Here is a 25,363-nt window from a genome sequence, read left to right as displayed (position 1 = left end):
ATCGCAAATAAACTCTCGAATTCACGAGTGTTACTTGTGATGCTGATAATCAGTTGACTATCAGTCTTACCTCACAAGCACCCACACGAATTGCTTGATTCAGTTGTTAAAGAGCGTTTCGATCAAGTCTTTCGTCTCAACCGAGGCCGCGCATTCTACAGCAGCCTTTCTTACTGTCAAGCTGTTTTTCGAAATTTTCTTTTCTACTCAACCGCTTGCTGCTTCTGCGACCGGGTCGCTTCAGCGAGGGGCGCATTCTACAGCAGCCCACCTTGCCGTCAAGCTGTATTTTGAAAATTTCTTTTCGTTTCAACAGCTTATCGCTTTCGAGAACCTCGGTCCCCGTCAGCGAGGCGCGCATTCTACATGAGCCGGGAAGGCTGTAAACCCCTTTTTGAAATTATCTTCAAATGACTCTTCGTACCTATATATAAGAAGAGGGCTAGATAACTTCCGCGTTGCGCAATGCATCCACCTGTTCGGCAGCCAGGCCCAGGACACGCTGGAGCACTTCCTGGGTATGTTCGCCGAGAAGAGGCGGCGGCATCCGGTATTCAACCGGGGTGTCGGAGAGGCGCAATGGGCTGGCCACCTGCGGCACAACGCCAGCCAGGGGATGCTCCAACTCGACGCGCAGCCCCCGTGCCTGCACCTGGGGATCGGCGAAGACTGCCTCCAGGTCATTGATGGGCCCGCAGGGTACGCCGACTTCCTCCAGCGCGCTCACCCACTCGGCCGTGGTCTTGAAGACGGTGGCCTGGCGAATCAGCGGTATCAGCTCGGCGCGGTGAGCCACCCGCGCCTTGTTGGTTGAAAAACGCGGGTCGTCCGCCCACTCCCGATGACCGGCGACCTCGCAAAACTTGCGGAACTGGCTGTCGTTACCCACGGTGAGGATGAAATCGCCATCCGCTGTGGGGAAATCCTGGTAGGGCACGATGTTCGGATGGGCATTACCCAGACGGCGCGGCGGATTGCCAGTGGTCAGGTAGTTCATCGCCTGGTTGGCCAGGCAAGCCACCTGCACGTCCAGCAGCGCCATGTCGATGTGTTGCCCCTTGCCGGTGATCTCCCGCGAGGCCAGCGCGGCCAGCATGGCGACCGAGGAATAGAGCCCGGTGAGGATATCGGTCAGCGCCACCCCCACCTTGACCGGTCCGGCGCCCTCTTCCTGGTCAGAGCGTCCGGTGATGCTCATCAGCCCGCCCAGCCCCTGGATCATGAAGTCGTAACCGGCGCGCTTGGCGTAGGGACCGAACTGGCCGAAGCCGGTAATGGAGCAATAGATGAGGCGCGGGTTGATCGCCTTCAGCGACTCGTAGTCCAGTCCATAGGACGCCAGACCACCTACCTTGAAGTTCTCGATGAGGATGTCGGATTTTGCCGCCAGCTCGCGAACCAGTTTCTGCCCTTCAGGCCGGGTGAAGTCGATGGTCACCGACTGCTTGTTACGGTTGGCCGAGAGGAAGTAGGCCGCTTCGCTGGTGTCCCGGCCATCGGTGTCCTTGAGGAACGGCGGCCCCCAGGCGCGGGTGTCGTCGCCGGAACCAGGACGTTCGACTTTGATGACCTCGGCCCCCAGGTCCGCGAGGATCTGACCGGACCAGGGGCCGGCCAATACACGGGAGAGGTCGAGCACACGAATATGGGAGAGCGCGCCAGCCATGGGATCACCTGAATTCGCGGGAAGAGGTGGGCCCCGCTCCTATATAAAGGAGAGAGGCCCGGCCGGGGATCAGAAGAACGCCTGGATGCCGGTCTGGGCACGACCGAGGATCAGCGCGTGGACGTCATGGGTTCCCTCGTAGGTGTTCACCACTTCCAGGTTGACCAGGTGGCGGGCCACGCCGAATTCGTCGGAGATGCCGTTGCCGCCCAGCATGTCGCGGGCCAGGCGGGCGATGTCCAGCGCCTTGCCGCAGGAGTTGCGCTTCATGATCGAGGTGATTTCCACCGCCGCGGTGCCTTCGTCCTTCATCCGGCCCAGGCGCAGGCAGCCTTGCAGGGCCAGGGTGATCTCGGTCTGCATGTCGGCCAGCTTCTTCTGGATCAGCTGGTTGGCGGCCAGCGGACGGCCGAACTGGTTACGGTCCAGCACATACTGGCGCGCGGTGTGCCAGCAGGCCTCGGCGGCGCCCAGGGCGCCCCAGGAGATGCCGTAGCGGGCGGAGTTCAGGCAGGTGAACGGGCCGCGCAGGCCGCGCACGTCGGGGAAGGCGTTCTCTTCCGGGACGAAGACGTTGTCCATCACGATCTCGCCGGTGATCGAAGCGCGCAGGCCGACCTTGCCGTGGATGGTCGGCGCCGACAGGCCTTGCCAGCCCTTCTCGAGGACGAAGCCGCGGATCTCGCCGGCATCATCTTTGGCCCAGACCACGAACACATCGGCGATCGGGCTGTTGGTGATCCACATCTTGGCGCCGGACAGGCGGTAGCCGCCGTCGACCTTCTTCGCGCGGGTGATCATCGAGCCCGGGTCGGAGCCGTGGTTCGGTTCGGTCAGGCCGAAGCAACCGATGTATTCGCCGCTGGCCAGCTTGGGCAGGTACTTCTGTTTGGTGGCCTCGTTGCCGAACTCGTTGATCGGCACCATCACCAGCGACGACTGCACGCTCATCATCGAGCGGTAGCCGGAGTCGACGCGCTCCACTTCGCGGGCGATCAGGCCGTAGCACACGTAGTTGAGGCCGCTGCCGCCGTATTCGGCGGGGATGGTGGCGCCGAGCAGGCCCACTTCGCCCATCTCGCGGAAGATCGCCGGGTCGGTCTGCTCATGGCGGAAGGCCTCCAGCACGCGCGGAGCGAGCTTATCCTGGGCGAACTGCTGAGCGCTGTCGCGCACCATGCGCTCTTCTTCGGTGAGCTGCTGGTCCAGCAGCAGCGGGTCGATCCAGTTGAAGCTTGCTTTGGCAGCCATGGGAGTGTCCTCGATAAGCGAAGTTCGGGGAGCCGGGCCGTCTCAGGACCCTGCCTTATTAGTGTTGGATCATCCTAGACAGCCTAGGCGGAATCGGACAAACGAGGATTTCGCATGTTGTTGTGCTAATTTCTCACTCCGTAGAGCCAAACAGCCCCTTTTAACGCCATTTATTGTGAGGCTGAGGTACAGCATGCGCCGGAAGATCCCCAGCACTGCCGCCCTGGTCGCCTTCGAGTCCGCCGCCCGCCACCAGAGTTTCACCAAGGCAGCCGAGGAACTGGCGCTCACCCAGAGTGCCATCTGCCGGCAGATCGCCGGCCTGGAGGAGTTCCTCGGCCTGGAGCTGTTCCGCCGCTCGCGACGCGGGGTGAAACTCACCGAGGCCGGCTTGGCCTATTCCCGGCGCATCGCCGCCCAACTCGATGCGGTGGAGCGCGACACCCTTGCGGTGATGGGCCAGCAGGGGGCGATGACGGTGGAGCTGGCCATCGTGCCCACCTTCGGCACCCAGTGGCTGCTGCCCAGACTGAAGGACTTCCAGCGCCTGCACCCGGAAGTCACGGTCAACCTGACCAACCGCACCCGCCCCTTCCTCTTCGCCGATACCGATTTCGACGCAGCACTCTATTTCGGCGATGCCGAATGGTCCGGCACCCGCGCCGACTTCCTGATGCATGAAAACTCGGTGCCGGTGTGCAGCCCGACACTGCTGGAAGGGCGCAGCGGCCTGGATGCAGAGGCCATCGCGCGGCTGCCCCTGCTGCAGCAGACCACCCGGCCCTACGCCTGGCGCCAGTGGTTCAGCTCATTGGGGATGAACGTCGCACGCGACCTCAGCGGGCCGCGCTACGAGCTGTTCTCCATGCTGGCCCAGGCCGCCATGCACGAAATGGGCGTGGCGCTGATCCCGCCCTTCCTTATCCAGCGCGAACTCGCCGACGGCCACTTGGTGGTCGCCCACCCCCACAGTTTCCGCAGCGACAAGGCCTATTACCTGATCATCCCCGAGCGCAAGCTCGAATCCGCCGCCCTCGGCGCCTTCCGCGACTGGCTGGTGGAGGCCGCCCGCCTGTATCGAAGCGAAGCAGGTCTGGACTGACACCCTCGTTGTAACTCCAGGTAGCAATCCCGGGCCCGCCCCTCGCCCGATCGATGCACAAGCTCTCGCCCGTATCCCTTTCCGACGAGCCCATCACCCACTCGGGTGATAGGCGAAATCGCCCGTTCAGGCAGTTATGGCGCCGGTTGCGGCTGATTAGCATGAGGCCTCCCAAGACCCGCTCTGGAGAGCCGCATGACAAGAAGAACAATGCGCGGAATCTTCCGGCCGCACACGCTGGCCGCCGCCGTCGCCCTGGGTTGCAGCGCCCAGGCCTCTGCCATCACATTCAACATCGGCGAACTCGAAGCCCAGTTCGACTCTTCCCTCTCGGTCGGCGCCAGCTGGGCCGTACGCTCACCCGACCCGGACTTCATTTCCACCGCCAGCGGCGGCGAGGCCCTGTCGCGGACCTCCGACGACGGCCGGCTGAACTTCAAGAAAGGCGAGACCTTCTCGAAGATCTTCAAGGGCATCCACGACCTGGAGATCAAGTACGGCGACAGCGGTGTCTTCCTGCGCGGCAAGTACTGGTACGACTTCGAACTGAAGGACGAGCACCGGCTCTTCTATGACATCGACGACCACGACCGGAAGGAAGGCGCCAAGTCTTCCGGCGCCCAGCTGCTCGATGCCTTCCTCTACCACAACTACAACCTGGGTGACCTGCCGGGCAGCTTCCGTGTCGGCAAGCAGGTGGTGAGCTGGGGCGAGAGCACCTTCATCGGCAACAGCATCAACTCGATCAACCCGATCGACGTGGCAGCCTTCCGCCGTCCCGGCGCGGAAATCAAGGAAGGCCTGATCCCGGTAAACCTGATCTACCTGTCCCAGAGCCTGACCGACAACCTTTCGGCCGAAGCCTTCTACCAGCTGGAATGGGACCAGACGGTGGTGGACAACTGCGGCACCTTCTTCTCCACCTCGGACGTGGTGGCCGATGGCTGCACCGACCGCCTGGTGGTCGCCGGCCCGGACCTGCCGCCCGGCGTGTCCACCAACACCGGCGGCACCCTCTTCATCCCTCGCGCCGGTGACCGTGATGCGCGCGACAGCGGCCAGTTCGGTGTCGCCCTGCGCTGGTTCGTGCCGGAGTTCAACGACACCGAGTTCGGCGCCTACGCCCTGAACTACCACAGCCGCAGCCCGATATTCAGCACCATCCGCACCACCCGGCCGAGCGCCGCCATCATCCCGGGCGCCCCGGGTGCGCGTTACTTCATCGAGTACCCGGAAGACATCCGCCTCTACGGCCTGAGCTTCCAGACCAACATCGAAGGCACCTCGGTGGCAGGGGAGGTCAGCTACCGGCCGAACATGCCGCTGCAGATCAACAGTACCGACCTCTCCTTCGCCGCCCTCGGGGTGCCGAACTCGCCGGTCTTCGAGAGCGGCCACGCCCTCAATCGCTCCGGCACGGACCTGCACGGCTACGAACGCAAGCCGGTCACCCAGGCCCAGGTCACCGCGACCCACTTCATTGACCAGGTCCTGGGCGCCAGCCGCCTGACCCTGGTGGGTGAAGTCGGCTACAACCACATCAGCGGCATCGACGACGATATCGGCGAACTGCGCTTCGGCCGCGACCCCATCTACGGCCCCGGCCAGCTGTCCTCCCAGGCGGTGTGCCTGGCCCTCACCGCCGCCAGCCCCGCCCAGCGGGAATGCAACGACAACGGTTTCTACACCAGCAGCTCCTGGGGCTACCGCGCCCGCGCCAGCCTCGACTACAGCAACGTGTTCGCTGGTATCAACCTGACTCCGAGCATCGCCTGGTCCCATGACGTGGACGGCTACGGCCCGAACTTCAACGAAGGTTCCAAGGCCATCAGCCTCGGCCTCAACGCCGAGTACCAGAACACCTACACCGCCAGCCTGAGCTACACGGACTTCTTCGGCGGGCATTTCAACCCGACCACTGACCGCGACTTCGTCGCCCTCAGCTTCGGCCTCAACTTCTGACCACAGGGACTCCCAAATGACCAAGAGAAGCATCCTGCAATGCGGTGTCCTGGCCCTCAGCCTGATCGCCGCCAACGTCATGGCCGCCGCCACCCAGGAAGAGGCCGTCCAGCTCGGCACCAATCTCACCCCGCTGGGGGCGGAGAAGGTCGGCAATGCCGACGGCAGTATCCCGGCCTGGACCGGCGGCCTGCCAACCAACGCCGCGGTGGTCGATTCCAATGGCTTCCTCGGCAATCCCTACGCCAATGAACAGCCGCTGTTCACCATCACCGCCGCCAATGCCGAGCAATACAAGGACAAGCTCTCCCCCGGACAGATGGCGATGTTCAAGCGCTACGCCAGCACCTACAAGATCCCGGTCTACCCCAGCCACCGCAGCGCCGCAGCGCCGCAGGCCATCTACGACGCGGCGAAGCAGAGCGCCCTCCATACCCAGCCGGTCGATGGCGGAAACGGCCTGTCCAACTTCGCCGAGAGCCACTACTACGCTTTCCCGATTCCCAAGGACGGCGTCCAGGTGCTGTGGAACCACATCACCCGCTACCGCGGCGGCAACGCCCGGCGCCTGGTGGTCCAGGCGACGCCACAGACCAACGGTTCCTTCACGCCGGTGCAGTTCGAGGACGAAGTCGCCTTCCCGGCGGACATGAACCAGCTGGACAAGGAAAAGGCGGCCAACGTGCTGCTCTACTTCAAGCAGCGGGTCCTGGCGCCCTCGCGCCTGGCCGGCAATGTGCTGCTGGTCCACGAAACCATCGACCAGGTGAAGGAACCGCGCCTGGCCTGGCTCTACAACGCCGGCCAGCGCCGCGTGCGCCGCGCCCCCCAGGTGGCCTACGACGGCCCCGGCACCGCCGCCGATGGCATGCGCACCTCCGACAACTTCGACATGTTCTCCGGCGCCCCGGACCGCTATGACTGGAAACTGGTGGGCAAGAAGGAGATGTACATCCCCTACAACAGCTACAAGCTCGAATCGCCTGCGCTCAAGTACAAGGACATCATCCAGCCCGGCCACCTCAACCAGGACCTGACCCGCTACGAGCTGCACCGGGTCTGGGAAGTGGTCGCCACACTCAAGCCGGGCGAGCGCCACATCTATGCCAAGCGCCACTACTTCATCGATGAGGACAGCTGGCAAATCGCCTATGCCGACCACTACGACGGTCGCGGCCAGCTCTGGCGCGTCGGCGAAGGCCATGCCAGCTACCACTATCAGCGCCAGGTCAGCTCCTACGCGGTGGAGACCCTCTACGACCTGATTGCCGGGCGCTACATCGCCCTGGGGATGAAGAACGAAGAGAAGCACGGCATCGAGTTCGGCTTCGCCGCCAACGGCGTCGATTACACCCCGGCCGCCCTGCGCAACGCAGGTATCCGCTGATCCACCCAGGCGCCCCGGATCCGGGGCGCCCTTCCCCACCCCTCCTCTTATGGCGCGCCATCAGCGCCGTCCATGCTGCTTCAAGCCCACCAGTCGGCCCACTAGTCTGCGGGAGCCCGGTTCATCCATAACAACAAGTCCGCGAGAACCGCCCCATGCCCCACCCCGGCCAGACACCGCACGCCCTTTCGTCTCGCCTGCCGCGCCTGCCTCCGGCGCACGTACCACGCCCGCAGCTGGTGCAGCGTCTGGCCACCCAGGATGCCCGGCTGCGCCTGCTCTGCGCCCCGGCGGGTTTCGGCAAGAGCGTGCTGCTCAATGAATTCCTTCGCGCCCAGGCCGAGCCCGGCCTGGTCATCTGGCTCAATCTCGCCGGTCAACCGCTGACCCCGGAACAACTGCTCGCCCAGCTCGCCGCCGAGCTGGGCCAGGCTATCCCGGCGCTGCCCGCGGCACTGGCCCTGCAGCAACTGCTGGCCCATCGCAGCCAACGGATCTGGCTGGTGCTGGACGATTATCCCGGTCACCCACCTGCCGGCCTTGACGACTGCATCGACCAGCTGCTGACCCGCGCCCTGCCCGAACTCTGCCTGCTGGTCAGCGTGCGCCAGCGCCCAGCCTGGAACCTGCCGCGCCTGCTCCTGGCCGGTGAGCTGCTGGAACTGGATGCCACGCAACTGGCCCTCGTCCGTGCGGAGCACGAGCGCCTGGTGGACCAACTGGCCCCGCAAACCGGCGCCATCCTGCGCGAGGAACTCTGGCGGGAAACCGAGGGGTGGTGTGCCGGCGTGCGCCTGCAGCTTTCCGGCAAGGCTCCGGCCAGCACCAACGGCAACCATTGCTGGCTGAAGGAGTACCTGGACCACGAGTTGCTGAGCCGACTCGGCCCGGACGAGGCGAACTGCCTGTTCGCCCTGGCGCACCTGCCCAAGGTGTCGGCCAGCCTCTGCCAGCATCTCTGGGAGGACAGCGACGGCGCCGTGCTCTTCGAACGCCTGCTGGCGCGCCAGGCCTTCTGCATGCCGCTGGACGAACACGGCACCTGGTATCGCGTACTGCCTGCCGTGGCCCGCGCCCTGCGCCACCGCATCAGCGAGGCCGCCGCCACCCGCCTGCACCTCAGCGCCTGTCGCATGTTCATCGCCGCCGGCCAGGTGGAAGACGCCATCGAGCAGGCCCTCTGTGCCGACCAGCCGGAAGCGGCGGCCAACTACCTGGAGCGTCTCGGCCAGGAGTGGCTGACCGGCGAACAGCATCTGGCTCATCTCCTTGCCTGGCGCGCGCGCCTGCCCGCCGCCCTGCTGGAAAGCACGCCGCGCCTGCTCAGCCTGAATGCCTGGGGCCTGCTGATTTCCTGGCGCCTGGACGAGGCCGAAGCCTGCATCGCCAAGCTCGCTCATTTCCTGCCGCAGCCAAGCGCCCAACGCAACCGCAAGTTGCTGGCCAACTGGCAAGCCCTGCACGGCGTACTCGCATGCCTGCGCAGCCAATCCGCGGCCGATGCGCGGCAGCACTGCCGCGATGCCCTGGCGCACCTGCCCGAACACGACTGGATGCCCATCCTGTTCTGCTACTCCAGCCTGGCGCGGGCCGCCATGGCCAACGGCGCTCCCGAAGAGGCGCCGCCGCTTCTGCACAAGGCCCTGGAAATCGCCCGCCGCCACGGCAGCCTGCTGTTCGAGGTGTTGATCAACCTCGACCGCATTCGCCTGCTCCTGCTGCGCGGCGAATTCGGCCGCGCCCAAACCCTGCTGGAGCAAAGCTTCGCCCTGATCGGCCAGCGCAAGCAGGTGGATAGCCTGATGCTCGGCCGCCTCCACCTGATCCAGGCCGAACTGCATCTGATCGGCGACCGCCTGGACGCGGCCGAATGCGCCCTGCACGCCGGTCTGGAACAGGCCCAGGGCTGCCTGGACCCCTTCGCCCTCCACGGCTTCCTTGGCCTGGCGGAACTGCACGCCCGCCGCGGCCAGTTCGACCAGGCGTTCCAGGAGCTCCGGGAGGCGGAGCGGCAGATGCACTGCCGCCAGGTCTGGCGCTACGCCTACAGCGGCGTGCTGAACCTGCAGGGCATGCGTGTGCTGGCGCGCCAGGGTCGCTGGGAACGAATCGAGCCGGTGGCCCTGCGCATCCGGCGCTACTTCGTTGGCGAATGCGCCTGGACGGCCCCCCTGGACTACCCGACCCTGCCCCTGCGCAACCAGTTGCTGCTGGCCCGCTCGCTGCTGGAAAGCGGCCGTGCCGAGCAGACCGAAGCCTTGCTCCAACCACTGCTGGAGCAATGCCAGACCCTGCAGTTCGCACCCTTGGCCTGCGAAGTGCGCCTCGCATTGGCTGCCACCTGGCGCGCCCTCGGCCGTGCCGAAGCCGGCCAGTTGCAACGCCAAGCCCTGGAACAGGCCGAACGCCTGGGGATGCATTGCCTGCTGCGCGACGCACCGCGCGGCGACGGCACGGGCGCCTCCGAGAACGACCCCACCAGCCTGCTCAGCCAGCGCGAACGTGCAGTATTGCAATTGCTGGCCGAGGGCTTCTCCAACCAGGAAATCGGCGGCTATCTGTTCATCTCGGTGAACACGGTGAAAACCCACACCAAGAAGATCAACAGCAAGCTCGGGGTGAAGCGCCGCACCCAGGCGGTCATGCGCGCCAAGACGCTGGGATTATTGGTCTAGGTCCACCAGCGTGTAGCGCTCCTCGCATTCACCCTGCGGACATTTCGCCTGCCCCCCGAAAGCGCTTGCAGAAATTCGCTCCTGCGACATCGTCCGTTCCCGTTACGGCAGCCGCGACAAAATGGCGCAGCCCGCGAGGCGACTGGCTTGCATGCGAACTACGCTTCCCCTCACCTATCAGCCGAAATCGCGATCTTGACCCTGTAGTCAGGCATTCAAAAAAACTACAGAACGCCCATTTTCCGCAGCCTTATGGCAACTATTAAAAAGTCTTACTAACAGTGCGCCAGCCATTAACGGCAGGATGTCACGTACCGAAAGCCTCTACTGGCGCTGCTTTGATGGATAGTCATTCAGCCTGGGGATGGAGACCGGTACCGGATTCCTCGTTGAAGGCTCACCTCCACCAGTGATGACGGGGCCTGGAACGGAAGCCAGGGACAACAAGTCTAATCGTGACTTGTAGTTATTGTATCGTTTTACTCCAGAACTGCTTGAAGCAGTTGAGGTTCCGATTGCAGAATGCCGCGCCACCAGGTTTCGGCTGTTGCGATACCAGGCTGTTGAAAGGCGGATCCGCCTCGCCAGAGCACCATCCGCAGTGCACTGGTTCACCAGATCGATCACGCAGGAGATTTGAAGTGCACATCGGTGTTCCTCTCGAAAGCCATGCTGGCGAGACGCGGGTTGCCGCGACGCCCGAAACCATCAAGAAGCTGGTGAGCCAAGGCCACCGGGTGACGGTCCAAAGCGGGGCTGGCGTCAGCGCCTGCATCCCGGACAGTGCCTATGAGGCCGTTGGCGCCACCATTGGCAACGACGCCGCTGCCTTCGGCGCCGATCTGGTGCTGAAAGTGGTTGCCCCGACCGAGGGCGAGCTGGCGCACATGCGCGCCGGTGCCGTACTGGTCGGCATGCTCAACCCCTTCAGCAACGAAGTCATCGCGCGCATGAACGCCCGCGGCATCACTGCCTTCGCCCTTGAAGCGGCGCCGCGCACCTCCCGCGCCCAGAGCCTCGACGTGCTGTCGTCCCAGGCCAACATCGCCGGCTACAAGGCCGTGCTGCTGGCGGCTCACCACTACCCGCGCTTCATGCCGATGCTGATGACCGCCGCCGGCACCGTAAAGGCCGCGCGCATCCTCATCCTCGGCGCCGGCGTCGCCGGTCTGCAGGCCATCGCCACCGCCAAGCGCCTGGGTGCCGTGATCGAGGCCTCTGATGTGCGTCCTGCCGTGAAAGAGCAGATCGAATCCCTCGGCGCCAAGTTCGTCGACGTGCCCTTCGAGACCGATGAAGAGCGCGAATGCGCCCAGGGCGTCGGCGGCTACGCCCGCCCGATGCCGGCCTCCTGGATGGAGCGCCAGGCCAAGGCCGTGCACGAGCGCGCCAAGCAGTCCGACATCGTCATCACCACCGCGCTGATCCCGGGCCGCAAGGCGCCGACCCTGCTGCACGAAGCCACCGTCGCCGAAATGAAGCCGGGCTCCGTGGTCATCGACCTCGCCGCGTCCCAGGGCGGCAACTGCCCGCTGACCGAAGCGGACCAGGTGGTGATCAAGCACGGCGTGACCATCGTCGGCCACAGCAACCTGGCGGCCATGGTGCCGGCGGACGCCTCGGCCCTCTATGCGCGCAACCTGCTGGATTTCCTCAAGCTGATCATCGACAAGGACGGCCAGCTCACCATCAACCTCGAAGACGACATCGTCGCCGCATGCCTGATGTGCCGCGACGGCAATGTCGTGCGTAGCAACGGCGCTCCCGCCGCGACCGCTGCTCCGCAAAAAGCGAACGCATAAGGATAGAGACCATGGACCTGATTTCCGACGGCATCTACAACCTGATCATCTTCGTGCTGGCCATCTACGTCGGCTACCACGTGGTGTGGAATGTCACCCCGGCCCTGCACACCCCGCTGATGGCCGTGACCAACGCCATCTCGGCCATCGTGATCGTCGGCGCCATGCTGGCCGCCGCCCTCACCGTCACCCCGCTGGGCAAGGCCATGGGCACCCTGGCCGTGGCGCTGGCCGCGGTGAACGTCTTCGGTGGCTTCCTGGTCACCCGTCGCATGCTGGAAATGTTCAAGAAGAAAGCGCCGAAAGCGGCTGCGGAGAAACACTGACCATGAGCATGAACCTGATCACTGTTCTCTACCTCGTCGCCTCGGTGTGCTTCATCCAGGCGCTCAAGGGCCTGTCGCACCCGACCTCGTCCCGTCGCGGCAACCTGTTCGGCATGGTCGGCATGGCCATCGCCGTGGTCACCACCATCGGCCTCATCTATAAGCTGGGCGCGGACCTCGCCACCCAGGGCATCGGCTACGTGATCGTCGGCCTGCTGATCGGCGGTACCGCCGGTTCGATCATGGCCAAGCGCGTCGAAATGACCAAGATGCCGGAACTGGTGGCCTTCATGCACAGCATGATCGGTCTGGCTGCGGTGTTCATCGCCATCGCCGCCGTGGTCGAGCCGCAGTCCCTGGGCATCGTTGCCGCCCTGGGCGACGCCATCCCGGCGGGCAACCGCCTGGAACTGTTCCTCGGCGCGGCCATCGGTGCCGTCACCTTCTCCGGTTCGGTGATCGCCTTCGGCAAGCTGTCCGGCAAGTACAAGTTCCGCCTGTTCCAGGGTGCCCCGGTGCAGTTCGCCGGCCAGCACAAGCTGAACCTGCTGGTGGGCCTGGGCATCGTCACCCTCGGCCTGTACTTCACCTTCACCGGCAACATCGGCGCCTTCGCCCTGCTGGTGGCCCTGGCCTTCGTCATCGGCGTGCTGATCATCATCCCGATCGGCGGCGCTGACATGCCGGTGGTGGTGTCCATGCTGAACAGCTACTCGGGCTGGGCGGCGGCCGGTATCGGCTTCTCGCTGAACAACTCGATGCTGATCGTCGCCGGCTCCCTGGTGGGCTCCTCCGGTGCGATCCTGTCGTACATCATGTGCAAGGCGATGAACCGCTCCTTCTTCAACGTCATCCTCGGTGGCTTCGGCGCCGAAGCCGACGCGGGTGCGGCGGCTGGCAGCAAGGAACAGCGCCCGGTGAAGTCCGGCTCGTCCGACGACGCCGCCTTCCTGCTGACCAACGCCGACAGCGTGATCATCGTCCCCGGCTACGGCCTGGCAGTGGCCCGTGCCCAGCACGCGCTGATGGAGCTGTCGGAGAAGCTCTCCCACCGCGGCGTCAACGTGAAGTATGCGATCCACCCGGTAGCCGGCCGTATGCCGGGCCACATGAACGTCCTGCTGGCCGAGGCCGAAGTGCCCTACGAGCAGGTGTTCGAGATGGAAGACATCAACTCCGAGTTCGGCCAGGCCGACGTGGTGCTGGTACTGGGCGCCAACGACGTGGTGAACCCGGCGGCGAAGAACGATCCGAAGTCGCCGATTGCCGGCATGCCGATCCTGGAAGCCTTCAAGGCCAAGACCATCATCGTCAACAAGCGCTCCATGGCCAGCGGCTACGCCGGCCTGGACAACGAACTGTTCTACATGGACAAGACCATGATGGTGTTCGGCGACGCCAAGAAGGTGATCGAGGACATGGTCAAGGCGGTGGATTGATTCCTGCCCTGCGGTAACGAGAACCCCGGCCTGGTGCCGGGGTTTTTGTTTTGGGGTCGCTGCGGGCAGGCTCTTGTGTGGGGGCGAATTCATTCGCCAAGCAGGCCGCAGGCCTGCCATTGAAGTTCCCGGGGCAGCTGCGCTGCCCTTGGCGAATGAATTCGCCCCTACAGATGATGCACCCACCGCCTCCTCCCCGACAGAAGGCCCAAAATAGAGCCATTTCTTCGACCTTGGTATAGAAGTCGGACGCCCCGCCAGCCCCTAGACTGCGCGCTTTCCCCCGTTGTCCGAGGTTATCCCCATGTACTCTGATCGCGTGCGCCTGCCCTCTCTGCTGGGCAAGGTGATGAGTGCGGCCGAGGCCGCTGCCCTGATCGAAGACGGCATGACCGTCGGCATGAGCGGTTTCACCCGCGCCGGCGAAGCCAAGGCCGTGCCCCAGGCCCTGGCCGCTCGCGCCAAGGAGCAGCCGCTGCAGATCAGCCTGATGACCGGTGCGAGCCTGGGCAACGACCTCGACAAACAGCTCACCGAGGCCGGCGTGCTGGCCCGGCGCATGCCCTTCCAGGTGGACAGCACCCTGCGCAAGGCGATCAATGCCGGTGAGGTGATGTTCATCGACCAGCACCTCTCGGAGACCGTCGAGCAGCTGCGCAACCATCAGCTCAAGCTGCCCGACATCGCGGTGATCGAAGCCGTGGCCATCACCGAGCAGGGCCACATCGTGCCGACCACCTCCGTGGGCAACTCCGCCAGCTTCGCGATCTTCGCCAAGCGCGTGATCGTCGAGATCAACCTGGCCCACAACCCCAACCTGGAAGGCCTGCACGACATCTACATCCCCACCTACCGGCCGACCCGCACCCCGATCCCGCTGACCCGCGTGGACGACCGCATCGGCGGCACCGCCATCCCGATCGACCCGGCCAAGATCGCCGCCATCGTCATCACCGAGCAGCCGGACTCCCTGTCCACCGTGCTGCCGCCGGACAGCGAGACCCAGGCCATTGCCGACCACCTGATCGAATTCTTCAAGCGCGAGGTGGACGCCGGGCGCATGAGCAACAACCTGGCGCCGCTGCAGGCGGGCATCGGCAGCATCGCCAACGCCGTGATGTGCGGCCTGATCGAGTCGCCCTTCCAGGACTTGACCATGTATTCCGAGGTGCTGCAGGACTCCACCTTCGACCTGATCGACGCCGGCAAGCTGCGCTTCGCCTCCGGCAGCTCCATCACCCTCTCCGCGCGCCGCAATGCCGATGTCTTCGGCAATCTGGAGCGCTACAAGGACAAACTGGTGCTGCGTCCCCAGGAGATCTCCAACCACCCCGAGGTGGTGCGGCGCTTAGGGATCATCGGCATCAACACTGCCCTGGAATTCGACCTCTACGGCAACGTCAACTCCACCCATGTCGGCGGCACGAAGATGATGAACGGCATCGGCGGCTCCGGCGACTTCGCCCGCAACGCCCACCTGGCCATCTTCGTCACCAAGTCCATCGCCAAGGGCGGCGCCATCTCCAGCGTGGTGCCCATGGTCAGCCACGTGGACCACACCGAACACGACGTCGACATCCTGGTGACCGAACAGGGTCTGGCCGACCTCCGCGGCCTGGCGCCCCGCGAGCGCGCCCGGGCGATCATCGACAACTGTGTGCACCCGGATTACCGCGGACCATTACAGTCCTACTTCAGCGCGGCCTGCGCCAAGGGTGGCCATACCCCGCACCTGCTGCGCGAAGCCATGTCCTGGCACATCAATCTGGAAGAAACCGGTCGGATGCTGGCCAGCTGAGGCGAACTGACCAAAACAGTTATGGGCTTGTAACCATTGAATCTGACAAACAGCCCAGAAAACAGTTTCTAAAAAACCACAACTGTACTGTTCAAAAGCCCTGCTTTTCGACTGGATAACAGGAAAAACATTGGGTGCGCCGTTCAATCACGAGTGATTCAACGGGGCACCCATACAGTTGTGCGTTATTTCAGCAAAACAGTTGATAAGCAACCTAACAAAGACCAGCACAATATCGAGCAACTGTGACTACAGTTGCGGCTGTTCCGGGCGGATCATAGGCACCAGTTGATAACTAACCCCCGCCACAAGCGGGAAGGACCTGCCGCCATGGAACGTACCCTCAGTTCCGACCTGATTTTCGAAAGCGCCGAACAATCCTCGAAATCTTCTTGGGCCCTGCGCACTATTTCCACCCTGCTGCTGTGGCAGCGCCGCATCGCCAGCCGTCATCAACTGGCCATGCTGGACAACCGCCTGCTGGCCGATGCCGGCATCAGCGAAGCCCAGCGCGAAGCCGAACTGAACAAGCCCTTCTGGCGCTAAGCAGTTCGCCGGGCCCAGCGGCCCGCATGCAACACCCCAGACAGAACCCGTCGCCTCCTGCGACGGGTTTCGTCGTTTCTGCGGCCCGGAATTGCAAGCCCCCCGGAGCGTGCGTCACGCGCGCCACCCCGCTCCACACAGGAGCCTCGGTGCGCACAGCGCACCCTACCGATCAGCGCCGTCCTCACTCCCGCTCCGGCACAGCTGCCCGGGATCAGACCAATACAGTTTCAACAAAATCAAATCTGCTGCAGCACAATTCAGATCCACTGTGACTGCACAGACTCACCACGGAACAGGATCATGGCCTTCCATAACCAATCCCCGCGCCACAGCGGGAAGGAAAAGCGCCATGGACCGCACGTTCACTGCCTCCGCTTCCCCAGCCCGGCGCCAGGCCGGTCGCCCCGCCACCCACTGGTACCTGCGTCTGTTCGCCACCCTCGCCCAGTGGCAGCGCAACGTCCGCACCCGCCACCAGCTTGCGCAACTGGACGCGCGCGCCCTGGCGGACGTCGGCATCAGCCCCAGCGAGCGCTACGAGGAACTGGACAGACCCTTCTGGCGCTGAACCAGTGCTGGCCTGGGAAGTCCAATTTGACTAGGCTTTCCCGCTAGCGGCGGCGCTTCTCGTGCCGCCGCCCCGGTCAGTAAGAAGGAGCCCCCCATGACCTCTCTCCGCCTGCTCAGCGCCGCCGCCCTGCTGGCGCTTGCCACCGGCGCTTCCGCCACCAGCTTCGTTGTCACCACCGATGCCGTGGTCGACGGCATCAAGTCCACCTCAGATGCCACCTCCGATGTCACCTCGTCGTTCGACGACGACAAGATCGTGCTCGCCGCCCGTGACGACGCCGCCAGCTTCGTCGCCAGCGCCGGCGATATCCGTGGCGCCCGACTGGAGGCTGCCTTCAAACACATCCGCGGCCTGCAGCCACAACTGGCCGCCAGCGACATGCAACTGGCCCAGGCCATCCTCACCCTCTGATGGGTCCTTCCGGGCCGAGCAGCGCGCTCGGCCCGGAATGCTGCAAGCCCCGCAACGCCTGGCCCTCACCCGCCCATTCCGCTACCCTTCGCGCCCTGCACCCGCGGCCAAGAACTGCCTGCGGGTATTTCCGTCCAATACCTTGGAAACTTCCTACGGAGCCCCTTCATGCGCCGCTCGCTGTCTGTCGCAGCCATCGCCCTGTTCCTCGTCGCCGGTGCCGCCCAGGCCCAGACCCTGGTGGCCACCAGCAACATCATCGTCCGCGCGCTGGATCGCACCATCGACTTCACCTCTGACACCACCACCTCGATCCGCGATATGAAAGTGGTGATGGCCGCCCGGGACGACGCCGCCAGCTTCGTCGCCAGCGCCGGAGAGATCCGCGGCGCCCAGCTGGAGGCCGCGTTCGGCGCCCTGCGCGAGACATTCCCGCAAGCTCGCGAGGCCAGCGACCAGGCCTTGGCCGAAACCATCCTCGCCCTCTGATCCCTCCGAGAACGCCGTCCTGAACGCCTGGTTTCGCCTGCTCTGCCTGGGTGGCCTGCTGCTTGCGGCCACTGCCCGGGCCGATTTGCGCCTGGTGCTGGACGACGAGGACCTGACCCCGGCCCAGCGTCAGGCCAGCCAGCAGCTGCTCGACGAGGCCCGCGCAGCCCTGCCGCCGGCCTTCATCCAGCGCCTGGACCGTGATGTGGAAGTGGGCTGGAGCGACGACCTCCCGGAAAACGGCTACGGCCGCGCCACCCGCTTCGACGCCCTGGTGCTGAACCGCAAGCTGCTGCCAGGTCTCACCGACGGCAGTGCGGCGACACAGCAGACCGGCCGTGTCCACGGCACGGTGCGCCGCGAGATGCTCGCCACCGTGCTCCATGAGCTGACCCACATCTATGACCGTGCCCGCCTCTGGTCCGCGGCTGACAGGACACAACAGTTCCGCTGCCGCAACCGGGCCGACAGCAATGGCCTGGTCGGCCTGCCCGGCGAGTGCCGTGGCCAGACCGCGCGCCGCTTCACCCTGAGCGATGACCCGCGCTTGCTCGACCTCGCCGGCTGGCCGCAGTACGTCGGCAGGCGCGGCGCGCGCGAGCAGGACAACCACCAGGTGGCGCGCAGCCCGGATATCTACGAGCTGAAGAATCCCCGCGAGTTCGTCGCGGTGAACATGGAGTACTTCCTCCTCGATCCGGCCTACGCCTGCCGCCGCCCGGCGCTCTACCGCTACTATCGCGAACACTTCGGCTGGGCCCCGGGACGGCAGGCCGACTGTGCAGGTGGCTTCGCCTACCTCAACGCCGGCCGCGACTTCGGCAAGCAGCCCCTGGGCAGGCTCGACCCGGAGCGGGTCTACGAGGTGGACTACCTGTTCGCCGAGGCCAACCAGAACTGGGTCAGCCGCTGGGGCCACAGCATGTTGCGCCTGGTGATCTGCGCCCCCGGCCGTCCACGCGGGCCGGACTGCCGCCTCGACCTCGACCAGCACCTGGTGCTCTCCTACCGCGCCTTCGTCGGCGACGTTCAGCTCTCCAGCTGGGATGGCCTCACCGGTGCCTACCCCTCGCGTCTGTTCGTCCTGCCGCTGCACCAGGTGATCGAGGAATACACCAAGGTGGAACTGCGCAGCCTGGCCTCGGTGCCGCTCAAGCTCAGCCGCGACGAACTGGAAGCACTGGTGGAGCACGCTGCGGAGATGCACTGGAGCTACGACGGCGACTACTGGTTCCTCTCCAACAACTGTGCGGTGGAAACCCTCAAGCTGCTGCGCAGCGGCACCGACCATCCGGCCTTGCGCGATCTCGACAGCATCATGCCCAACGGCCTGCTCAAGCTGCTGGAAGGCCGCGGCGTGGCTGACCACACACCATTGGACGACACCAAGGAAGCGCGGCGCCTGGGCTACCGCTTCGATTCCTTCCGCGACCGCTACCAGGCCATGTTCAAGATCGTCCGCGAACGCCTGAAGGTGCCCCAGGAAGCAGTGGAGGACTGGCTGGAGCTGACCGCCGAACAGCGCCGGCCCTGGTTCGCCCAGGCCGACCTGCGTGCCAGCGCCGCCCTGCTCCTGCTGGAACAGGCCGCCCAGCGCCGGCAGCTGCTGCTGGCCCAGGACGAACTCAAGCGCAACTACCTGAATTCCCGCGAACAAGCCGGTCAGACCCGCTTCGCCAAGGCCGGCGGCACCCTGGAACAGATGCTCGCCAACAGCGGCTTCCTCAGTCGCCCGGCGGAGATGCTGCAGGGCGGCTACGGCCTGCCACAGAGCACCGAATGGCAACGCCTGGAGGCGGAGAGCAGCAGCCGCCAGCAGACCATGCGCAAGCTCAACGACGACCTCGATCGCGAAGTCCGCAGCCTGCTCGATCCCCAGCGCCTGGCCGAACTCAACGCCACCGAAGCCAATCTCAAGGCGATCGGCGATCACCTGCGCCAGCTGCACAAGGAATCCGGCGGGTTGGTGCTGCCTTGAACCGCCTCTGATGGGTATCGCGGGGCTCCACCCATCCTACGAATCGCGCCGTGCGTTAAGGGTTAGGACGTAGGATGGGTGGAGCGAAGCGATACCCATCGAAACCAGCTCAGAGCCGCTCCTCATCCTCCTCCGGTAACTGCGGATCCAGCGTTATCCAGGGCAGACGGCTCTTCACCCAGATATGCCGGTCCGCCGGAGCGTCCTCCGGGTGATCAAGGGTCGCCACGGTGAGATCCAGGGTTTCCGGGGTGAGCTGGGTGAAGAACGCCAGCTGGCTGCCACAGCGTGGACAGAAGTAGCGTACGGCGCTGCTGGAGGAGGCGTATTCGGCGGGGGTTCCGGCGGTCCAGCGGAAGCTCGCCAGGGGCACCGTCGCCCAGGTGGTGACGATGCCGCCGGTGGTGCGCCGGCAAATGGAGCAGTGGCAATGGGCGACGTCCGTCAGGGGCGCCTCGACGGTGTAGCGCAGCTGCCCGCAATGGCAGCCGCCGGTGTGGAGTGCAGCCATGGTGGTCTCCGGCTTCAGTGCTGTCCTTCACCCTAGCAGGCGGTTGCGCATGACAGGCGACATCACCAAGATGGGTACTTCCCGCTGACCCGGATGTCGCCGTGCTGATCCTCTTGCAAGCCCTCTGGCCGCTCTTCGCCCTGATCGTCGGCGGCTACCTGCTGCGCCACTGGGACTTCCCCGGCGAGGCCTTCTGGCCATCGGCAGAGCGCCTGAACTACTTCATCCTGTTCCCCGCCCTGCTGTTCAGCAGCCTGGCCACCGCCCCCCTCGACAATCCTGCCCTGCCGCGGCTGGCCCTGGCGGTGTTCCTCGGGCTCGGCATCGGCTGGGCGGCGCTGTTGCTCGCCCGACGCCTGCTCGGCTGGCCGGCAGCGCGCTTCGGCGCCATCACCCAGGGCATCCTGCGCTTCAACACCTATCTGGGCCTGGCCGCCATCGGCAGTCTGTACGGCAAGGAGGGGCTGGCCATGGCCGCGCTGATGCTGGCGCTGATGGTGCCGACCGTGAACCTGATGTCGGTCTGGGCGCTGACCGCCGAACGTGGCGTGAGCCTGCGCGGCCTGCTCCTGCCCGTGGCGACGAACCCGCTGATCCTTGCCTGCCTGGCCGGCGCCCTGGTCAACCTGGCAGGCGCGGGCCTGCCCGGCGGCACCGATCGCCTGCTCAACCTGCTGGCGGTGGCCAGCCTGCCACTGGGCCTGCTCTGCGTCGGCGCGGCGCTGCGCCCGCAGGAACTGGCCGGCGAAGTGCCGGCCCTGGTCTGGAATTGCGCCCTGCGCCTGCTGGCCATGCCCGCGCTGGCTTTCACCGTGGCCCGCGTGCTGGGTCTGCCGGCCATGGAGAGCGGCATCCTGGTGCTGTTCTTCGCCCTGCCCACCGCGCCCACGGCCTATGTACTGACTCGCCAGCTGGGCGGCGACAGCCACTTGATGGCCGGCATCATCACCCTGCAGACCCTGCTCGCCGCCGGCACTCTGCTGCTGGTGATGCGCGCTGTGACCACCTGAGGCAAGGCCGCCGTTCGTCGCTTTATCCCCTCGCAATCGGCACCGATCACCACCGAAAGCTCGTTGAAAGGTTGGCACCTTAGCATCCGTCCCACAGCCGGCACCCGACCGGCTACCTGACAACAACAAGATTGGTGATTGCCATGTTCCGTTCCTGCTGCCGCCCCGGCACCGCTCCGTCCTCCCTCCGCACGCCTTCGGCCCAGCGCTGATCGTTCCTCGCCCCACCCGAATCACGTCCGGAGAACCGCCATGCTGACTCTGCTCGGCTTCGCCATGGTCATCTGCTTCATGTACCTGATCATGACCAAGCGCCTGTCCGCCCTGATCGCCCTGATCATCGTCCCCATCGCCTTCGCCCTGATCGGCGGCTTCGCCGCGGGCATCGGCCCGATGATGCTCGAAGGCATCGGCAAGCTCGCCCCCACCGGCGTAATGCTGATGTTCGCCATCCTCTACTTCGCCCTGATGATCGACTCCGGCCTGTTCGACCCGGCCGTGCGCAAGATCCTCAAGCTGGTCAAGGGCGATCCGCTGAAAGTCTCCATGGGCACGGCCGCCCTGGCCCTGATCGTTTCCATGGATGGCGACGGCGCCACCACCTACATGATCTGCGTCGCCGCCCTGCTGCCGCTGTACAGCCGCCTGGGAATGAGCCCTCTGATCATGGCCGGCCTGATCATCCTCGCCGGCGGCATCATGAACATGACCCCCTGGGGCGGCCCCACCGCCCGCGCCGCCAGCGCGCTGCACGTGGACCCGTCGGAAATCTTCGTGCCGATGATCCCGGCCATGGCCGCTGGCGCCATCGCCCTGTTCGGCCTCGCCTGGGCCTATGGCAAGCGCGAGCGCGCGCGCCTCGGCGTGCTGCACCTGCCGGACGACCAGATCAACCATGACGAGATCAGCGTTTCGCAGTACCCGGAAGCCCGCCGGCCCAAGCTGCTGTGGGTGAACGGCGCCCTGACCGCCGCCCTGATGGTGACCCTGATCGCCGGCCTGCTGCCGCTGCCGGTGCTGTTCATGATCGCCTTCAGCCTGGCGATGATCATCAACTACCCCTGCCTGCAGCAGCAGAAGGAGCGGGTCGCCGCCCATGCCGGCAACGTGCTGGCGGTGGTCGGCCTGATCTTCGCCGCCGGCATCTTCACCGGCATCCTCTCCGGTACCGGCATGGTGGAGGCCATGTCCAAGAGCCTGCTGGCGGTCATCCCGCCGTCCATGGGGCCGTACATGGCCGTGATCACCGCGGTGGTGAGCATGCCGTTCACCTTCTTCATGTCCAACGACGCATTTTATTACGGCGTATTACCGGTTCTGGCCGAGGCCGCAGGCCACTACGGCATCAGCCCGGTGGAGATGGCGCGGGCGTCTATCGTAGGCCAGCCGGTGCATTTGCTGAGTCCGCTGGTACCCTCCACCTACCTGCTGGTGGGCCTGGCCAAGGTGGAGTTCGGTGACCACCAGCGCTTCACGTTGAAGTGGGCGGTGATGATTTGTCTGTGTATCCTCCTCGCCGCCTTGCTGCTGGGTGTGTTCCCACTCTTCGGGTCGCACTGACAGTCGCAGAAGTCGCTGAACGACACCTCGATCAAGCCGGAAACTGCGTAAGCTCTTTCCGGCTTGATTGTGCCCCATCCCTAGACCAAGAACCTCGTGAGGACCAACGCATCATGGAATGGCTGACCAGCCCGGAAATCTGGGTCGCCTTCTTCACCCTGACCGCCCTGGAGATCGTCCTCGGCATCGACAACATCATCATGATCGCCATCCTCGTGGGCCGCATGCCGCCCCACATGCAGGCGCGCACCCGCTTCTTCGGCCTGGCGCTGGCGATGGTCACCCGCATCGCGCTGCTGCTCTCCATCACCTGGATCATGCGGCTCACCAACGACCTCTTCCATGTGTTCGACCAGGGCATCTCCGGCCGTGACCTGATCCTCTTCTTCGGCGGCCTGTTCCTGCTGTGGAAGAGCAGCACCGAGATGTACCAAAGCCTGGAAGGCGAAGATGAAGCGGACGAGCAACCTGGTTCCGGTGCGGCGCGCAACTTCATCGGCACCATCATCCAGATCGCCATCATCGACATCGTGTTCTCCCTGGACTCGGTGATCACTGCTGTCGGCATGGTCTCCAACGTGCCGGTGATGGTCGCCGCGATCATCGTCGCCGTCCTGGTGATGATGATGGCCGCCGGCACCATCAGCGACTTCATCGATCGCCACCCGAGCCTGAAGATGCTGGCGCTGTCCTTCCTGGTGGTGGTGGGTACCGTGCTGATCGCCGAATCCTTCGAAGTCCACGTGCCGAAGGGCTACGTCTACTTCGCCATGGCCTTCTCCCTGGCCGTGGAAGCGCTCAACATCCGTGCCCGCACCGCCCGCGGCCGCAAGGAAGACCCGGTGAAACTGCGCAAGGACATTCCTGGCCAGTAAGCCGATGCAATGAGAAACGGGGCCTGATGGCCCCGTTTTTCGTTGCGCCGGGCTCTCCGGAAACCACATCAATTTTCTTCGCCAAGCCCTTGATGAATAACAGGCGGGATCGGCGATGTCAGGCTTTAATACGGAGTACGAACCCAGCGAGTCAGGCGATTGCCGGAGACCGGGCCCGTCCGTGACGGTCTAACGATGGCGACTTTTTTACAACCTGCCTGATTGCGCCGCTGTATCCCCACGCATGGGCACAGCGGCCTTCGAGATCGCCAGGAGGGCCACCATGCTGACGCTGCTCAATCTGCTTTCGGCCGTCGCCTTGCTCATCTGGGGCACGCACATCGTGCGCACGGGCATTCTGCGCGTGTACGGCGCCCACCTGCGCCGCCTGCTCAGCCGCAGCGTGCACCGTCGGCCCCTGGCCTTCGCCGCCGGCATCGGCGTCACCGCCCTGGTACAGAGCAGCAACGCCACGGCGTTGCTGGTCAGCTCCTTCGTCGCCCAGGGACTGATGCTGCTGGCCCCGGCGCTGGCCATCATGCTCGGTGCCGACGTCGGTACGGCGCTGATGGCGCGGGTGCTGACCCTGGACCTTTCCTGGCTGTCGCCCCTGCTGATCTTCTTCGGCGTGATCTTCTTCCTGTCCCGCAAGCAGACCCGTCTCGGCCAGCTCGGCCGCGTCGCCATCGGCCTCGGACTGATCATCCTGGCGCTGCAGCTGATCATCGCCGCCGCCGAACCCATCACCTCCGCCAAGGGGGTGAAAGTGCTGTTCTCCTCCTTGACCGGCGACGTGCTGCTGGATGCCCTGACCGGCGCCCTGTTCGCGATGATTTCGTACTCCAGCCTGGCCGCCGTGCTGCTCACCGCCACGCTGGCCGTGTCGAAGGTGATTTCCCTCAAGGTGGCGCTGTGCCTGGTGATCGGCGCCAATCTCGGCAGCGGCATCCTCGCCCTGATCAGCAGCAGCCTGCAGAACGCCGCCGGGCGCCGCGTGGCCCTCGGCAGCCTGCTGTTCAAGCTGGCCGGCTGTGTTGTCGTCCTGCCCCTGGTGGGGCCGCTGGCCAACTGGATCGACGCCTGGCCAATTTCCAATGCCGAACTGGTGATCGCTTTCCACCTGCTCTACAACAGCGTTCGCTGCGCCCTCTGCCTGCCGCTGACGGTACCCATGGCGCGTTTCTGCGACTGGCTGCTGCCGGACCGCACGCAGCCCGATGACGTGGTCAAGCCGCGCTACCTGGACCCGGCGGCCCTGGATACGCCGAGCCTGGCGTTGGCCAATGCGGTGCGCGAGACCTTGCGCATGGGCGATATCGTCGAGCAGATGCTGCACAACCTGCTTCACCTGTTGCGTGGCGGCGACCCGCTGCTGGGCAAGGATATCCACAGGCTGGACGACGACATCGACGCCCTCTACACCGCCATCAAGCTCTACCTGGCGCGCATGCCCCACGAGGACCTGGGCGATCGCGACAGCCGCCGCTGGGCCGAGATCATCGAGCTGACCATCAACCTGGAGCAGGCCGGCGACATCATCGAGCGGATGCTCGACGACGTGCAGAGCAAGAACAAAGCCCAGGGGCTGGCCTTCTCCGATGAGGGGCTGGAGGAAATTGTCAGCCTCCACGACCAACTGGTGGAAAACCTGCGCCTGGCCATGTCCGTGTTCCTCAACGGTGATCAGGAGAACGCCAAGCGCCTGCGCCGGGCCAAACAGCGTTTCCGCATCCTCGAACGGCGGCTCTCCCACGCCCACGTCGCACGCCTGCACCAACAGGTGGTGCAAAGCATCGAGACCAGCGCCCTGCACCTGGGCCTGATCAGCGACATGAAACGCCTCAACTCGCTGTTCTGCGCCATCGCCTATGCGGTGCTGGACAACCCCGACGCGCCGGAAGTCGCAGCAGAGGAGCTCGACCAGCCAGAGCCCCAGCGCTACTTCGAAGCGGAAATCGGCTCCCACCGCTGAACCGCGCCCTTTGCAGCGCGGCCGCTCCT

General features: G+C 65.1%; 20 protein-coding genes. 17 read left to right on the top strand and 3 right to left on the bottom strand.

The window, feature by feature from the left end; genetic code table 11:
- Positions 1 to 442: 442 nt before the first annotated feature.
- Entirely contained in the window at positions 443 to 1,666 is a 1,224-nt protein-coding gene (locus ACFW0H_RS18090; protein ID WP_422915244.1) for a CaiB/BaiF CoA transferase family protein, read from the bottom strand.
- A gap of 69 nt (positions 1,667 to 1,735) precedes the next feature.
- Positions 1,736 to 2,917 carry an acyl-CoA dehydrogenase gene (locus tag ACFW0H_RS18085; RefSeq protein WP_422915243.1) on the bottom strand — a complete coding sequence of 394 codons (1,182 nt, stop codon included), beginning with the start codon at positions 2,915 to 2,917 and terminating at the stop codon, positions 1,736 to 1,738.
- A 193-nt stretch (positions 2,918 to 3,110) separates the two neighbouring features.
- Here ACFW0H_RS18085 and ACFW0H_RS18080 point away from each other — a divergent pair, with 193 nt between their 5' ends.
- The 13 genes from ACFW0H_RS18080 to ACFW0H_RS18020 all read left to right on the top strand — a co-directional run bounded on the left by ACFW0H_RS18080 (position 3,111) and on the right by ACFW0H_RS18020 (position 19,406).
- Complete coding sequence (locus tag ACFW0H_RS18080) at positions 3,111 to 4,019, top strand: LysR family transcriptional regulator (protein ID WP_422915242.1); 909 nt, start codon at positions 3,111 to 3,113, stop codon at positions 4,017 to 4,019.
- Positions 4,020 to 4,214: 195 nt separating this feature from the next.
- A complete protein-coding gene (locus tag ACFW0H_RS18075; RefSeq protein WP_422915241.1) occupies positions 4,215 to 5,981 on the top strand; it encodes a DUF1302 domain-containing protein in 1,767 nt (588 codons plus the stop codon).
- 16 nt (positions 5,982 to 5,997) lie between these two features.
- On the top strand, positions 5,998 to 7,368 hold the full coding sequence (locus ACFW0H_RS18070; protein WP_422915240.1) for a DUF1329 domain-containing protein: 1,371 nt from the start codon (positions 5,998 to 6,000) through the stop codon (positions 7,366 to 7,368).
- A 155-nt stretch (positions 7,369 to 7,523) separates the two neighbouring features.
- Complete coding sequence (locus tag ACFW0H_RS18065; RefSeq protein ID WP_422915239.1) at positions 7,524 to 10,043, top strand: LuxR C-terminal-related transcriptional regulator; 2,520 nt, start codon at positions 7,524 to 7,526, stop codon at positions 10,041 to 10,043.
- Between the two features lie 641 nt (positions 10,044 to 10,684).
- The gene (locus tag ACFW0H_RS18060) at positions 10,685 to 11,845 is read left to right on the top strand and encodes a Re/Si-specific NAD(P)(+) transhydrogenase subunit alpha (RefSeq protein ID WP_422915238.1); all 1,161 of its coding nucleotides are present in this window, start codon (positions 10,685 to 10,687) and stop codon (positions 11,843 to 11,845) included.
- Between the two features lie 11 nt (positions 11,846 to 11,856).
- A complete protein-coding gene (locus tag ACFW0H_RS18055) occupies positions 11,857 to 12,171 on the top strand; it encodes an NAD(P) transhydrogenase subunit alpha part 2 (protein WP_044405771.1) in 315 nt (104 codons plus the stop codon).
- A 2-nt stretch (positions 12,172 to 12,173) separates the two neighbouring features.
- Positions 12,174 to 13,610, top strand: a complete 1,437-nt coding sequence (locus ACFW0H_RS18050) for an NAD(P)(+) transhydrogenase (Re/Si-specific) subunit beta (RefSeq protein ID WP_422915237.1) — start codon at positions 12,174 to 12,176, stop codon at positions 13,608 to 13,610.
- Positions 13,611 to 13,914: 304 nt separating this feature from the next.
- A complete protein-coding gene (locus ACFW0H_RS18045) occupies positions 13,915 to 15,408 on the top strand; it encodes an acetyl-CoA hydrolase/transferase family protein (RefSeq protein ID WP_422915236.1) in 1,494 nt (497 codons plus the stop codon).
- A gap of 330 nt (positions 15,409 to 15,738) precedes the next feature.
- Positions 15,739 to 15,954 (top strand): DUF1127 domain-containing protein, encoded by a 216-nt coding sequence (locus ACFW0H_RS18040; RefSeq protein WP_422915235.1) that lies wholly within the window; start codon positions 15,739 to 15,741, stop codon positions 15,952 to 15,954.
- A 352-nt stretch (positions 15,955 to 16,306) separates the two neighbouring features.
- The gene (locus tag ACFW0H_RS18035) at positions 16,307 to 16,525 is read left to right on the top strand and encodes a DUF1127 domain-containing protein (RefSeq protein ID WP_422915234.1); all 219 of its coding nucleotides are present in this window, start codon (positions 16,307 to 16,309) and stop codon (positions 16,523 to 16,525) included.
- A gap of 96 nt (positions 16,526 to 16,621) precedes the next feature.
- Entirely contained in the window at positions 16,622 to 16,939 is a 318-nt protein-coding gene (locus tag ACFW0H_RS18030) for a DUF2388 domain-containing protein (protein ID WP_422915233.1), read from the top strand.
- A gap of 168 nt (positions 16,940 to 17,107) precedes the next feature.
- Positions 17,108 to 17,428, top strand: a complete 321-nt coding sequence (locus ACFW0H_RS18025; RefSeq protein ID WP_422915232.1) for a DUF2388 domain-containing protein — start codon at positions 17,108 to 17,110, stop codon at positions 17,426 to 17,428.
- Positions 17,429 to 17,447: 19 nt separating this feature from the next.
- Positions 17,448 to 19,406 carry an Lnb N-terminal periplasmic domain-containing protein gene (locus tag ACFW0H_RS18020; protein ID WP_422915250.1) on the top strand — a complete coding sequence of 653 codons (1,959 nt, stop codon included), beginning with the start codon at positions 17,448 to 17,450 and terminating at the stop codon, positions 19,404 to 19,406.
- Positions 19,407 to 19,515: 109 nt separating this feature from the next.
- Here ACFW0H_RS18020 and ACFW0H_RS18015 read toward each other — a convergent pair whose 3' ends face one another.
- Complete coding sequence (locus ACFW0H_RS18015) at positions 19,516 to 19,917, bottom strand: GFA family protein (RefSeq protein ID WP_422915231.1); 402 nt, start codon at positions 19,915 to 19,917, stop codon at positions 19,516 to 19,518.
- 101 nt (positions 19,918 to 20,018) lie between these two features.
- On the opposite strand from ACFW0H_RS18015, the gene ACFW0H_RS18010 reads away from it, so the two are divergent.
- The 4 genes from ACFW0H_RS18010 (at position 20,019) to ACFW0H_RS17995 (ending at position 25,334) form a co-directional block, all read left to right on the top strand.
- Positions 20,019 to 20,927, top strand: coding sequence for an AEC family transporter (locus tag ACFW0H_RS18010; RefSeq protein ID WP_422915230.1), 909 nt, complete (start codon positions 20,019 to 20,021; stop codon positions 20,925 to 20,927).
- Between the two features lie 252 nt (positions 20,928 to 21,179).
- A complete protein-coding gene (locus tag ACFW0H_RS18005; RefSeq protein WP_422915229.1) occupies positions 21,180 to 22,487 on the top strand; it encodes a CitMHS family transporter in 1,308 nt (435 codons plus the stop codon).
- Positions 22,488 to 22,600: 113 nt separating this feature from the next.
- The gene (locus ACFW0H_RS18000) at positions 22,601 to 23,362 is read left to right on the top strand and encodes a TerC family protein (RefSeq protein ID WP_422915228.1); all 762 of its coding nucleotides are present in this window, start codon (positions 22,601 to 22,603) and stop codon (positions 23,360 to 23,362) included.
- A gap of 283 nt (positions 23,363 to 23,645) precedes the next feature.
- Positions 23,646 to 25,334, top strand: coding sequence for a Na/Pi cotransporter family protein (locus tag ACFW0H_RS17995; RefSeq protein ID WP_422915227.1), 1,689 nt, complete (start codon positions 23,646 to 23,648; stop codon positions 25,332 to 25,334).
- Positions 25,335 to 25,363 lie beyond the last annotated feature (29 nt).

Source organism: Metapseudomonas cellulosilytica (assembly GCF_049334135.1).
Taxonomy (GTDB): Bacteria; Pseudomonadota; Gammaproteobacteria; order Pseudomonadales; family Pseudomonadaceae; genus Metapseudomonas.
The sequence above is the reverse complement of the archived record's forward strand: the minus strand, read 5'-3'. Positions and strand labels throughout refer to the sequence as shown.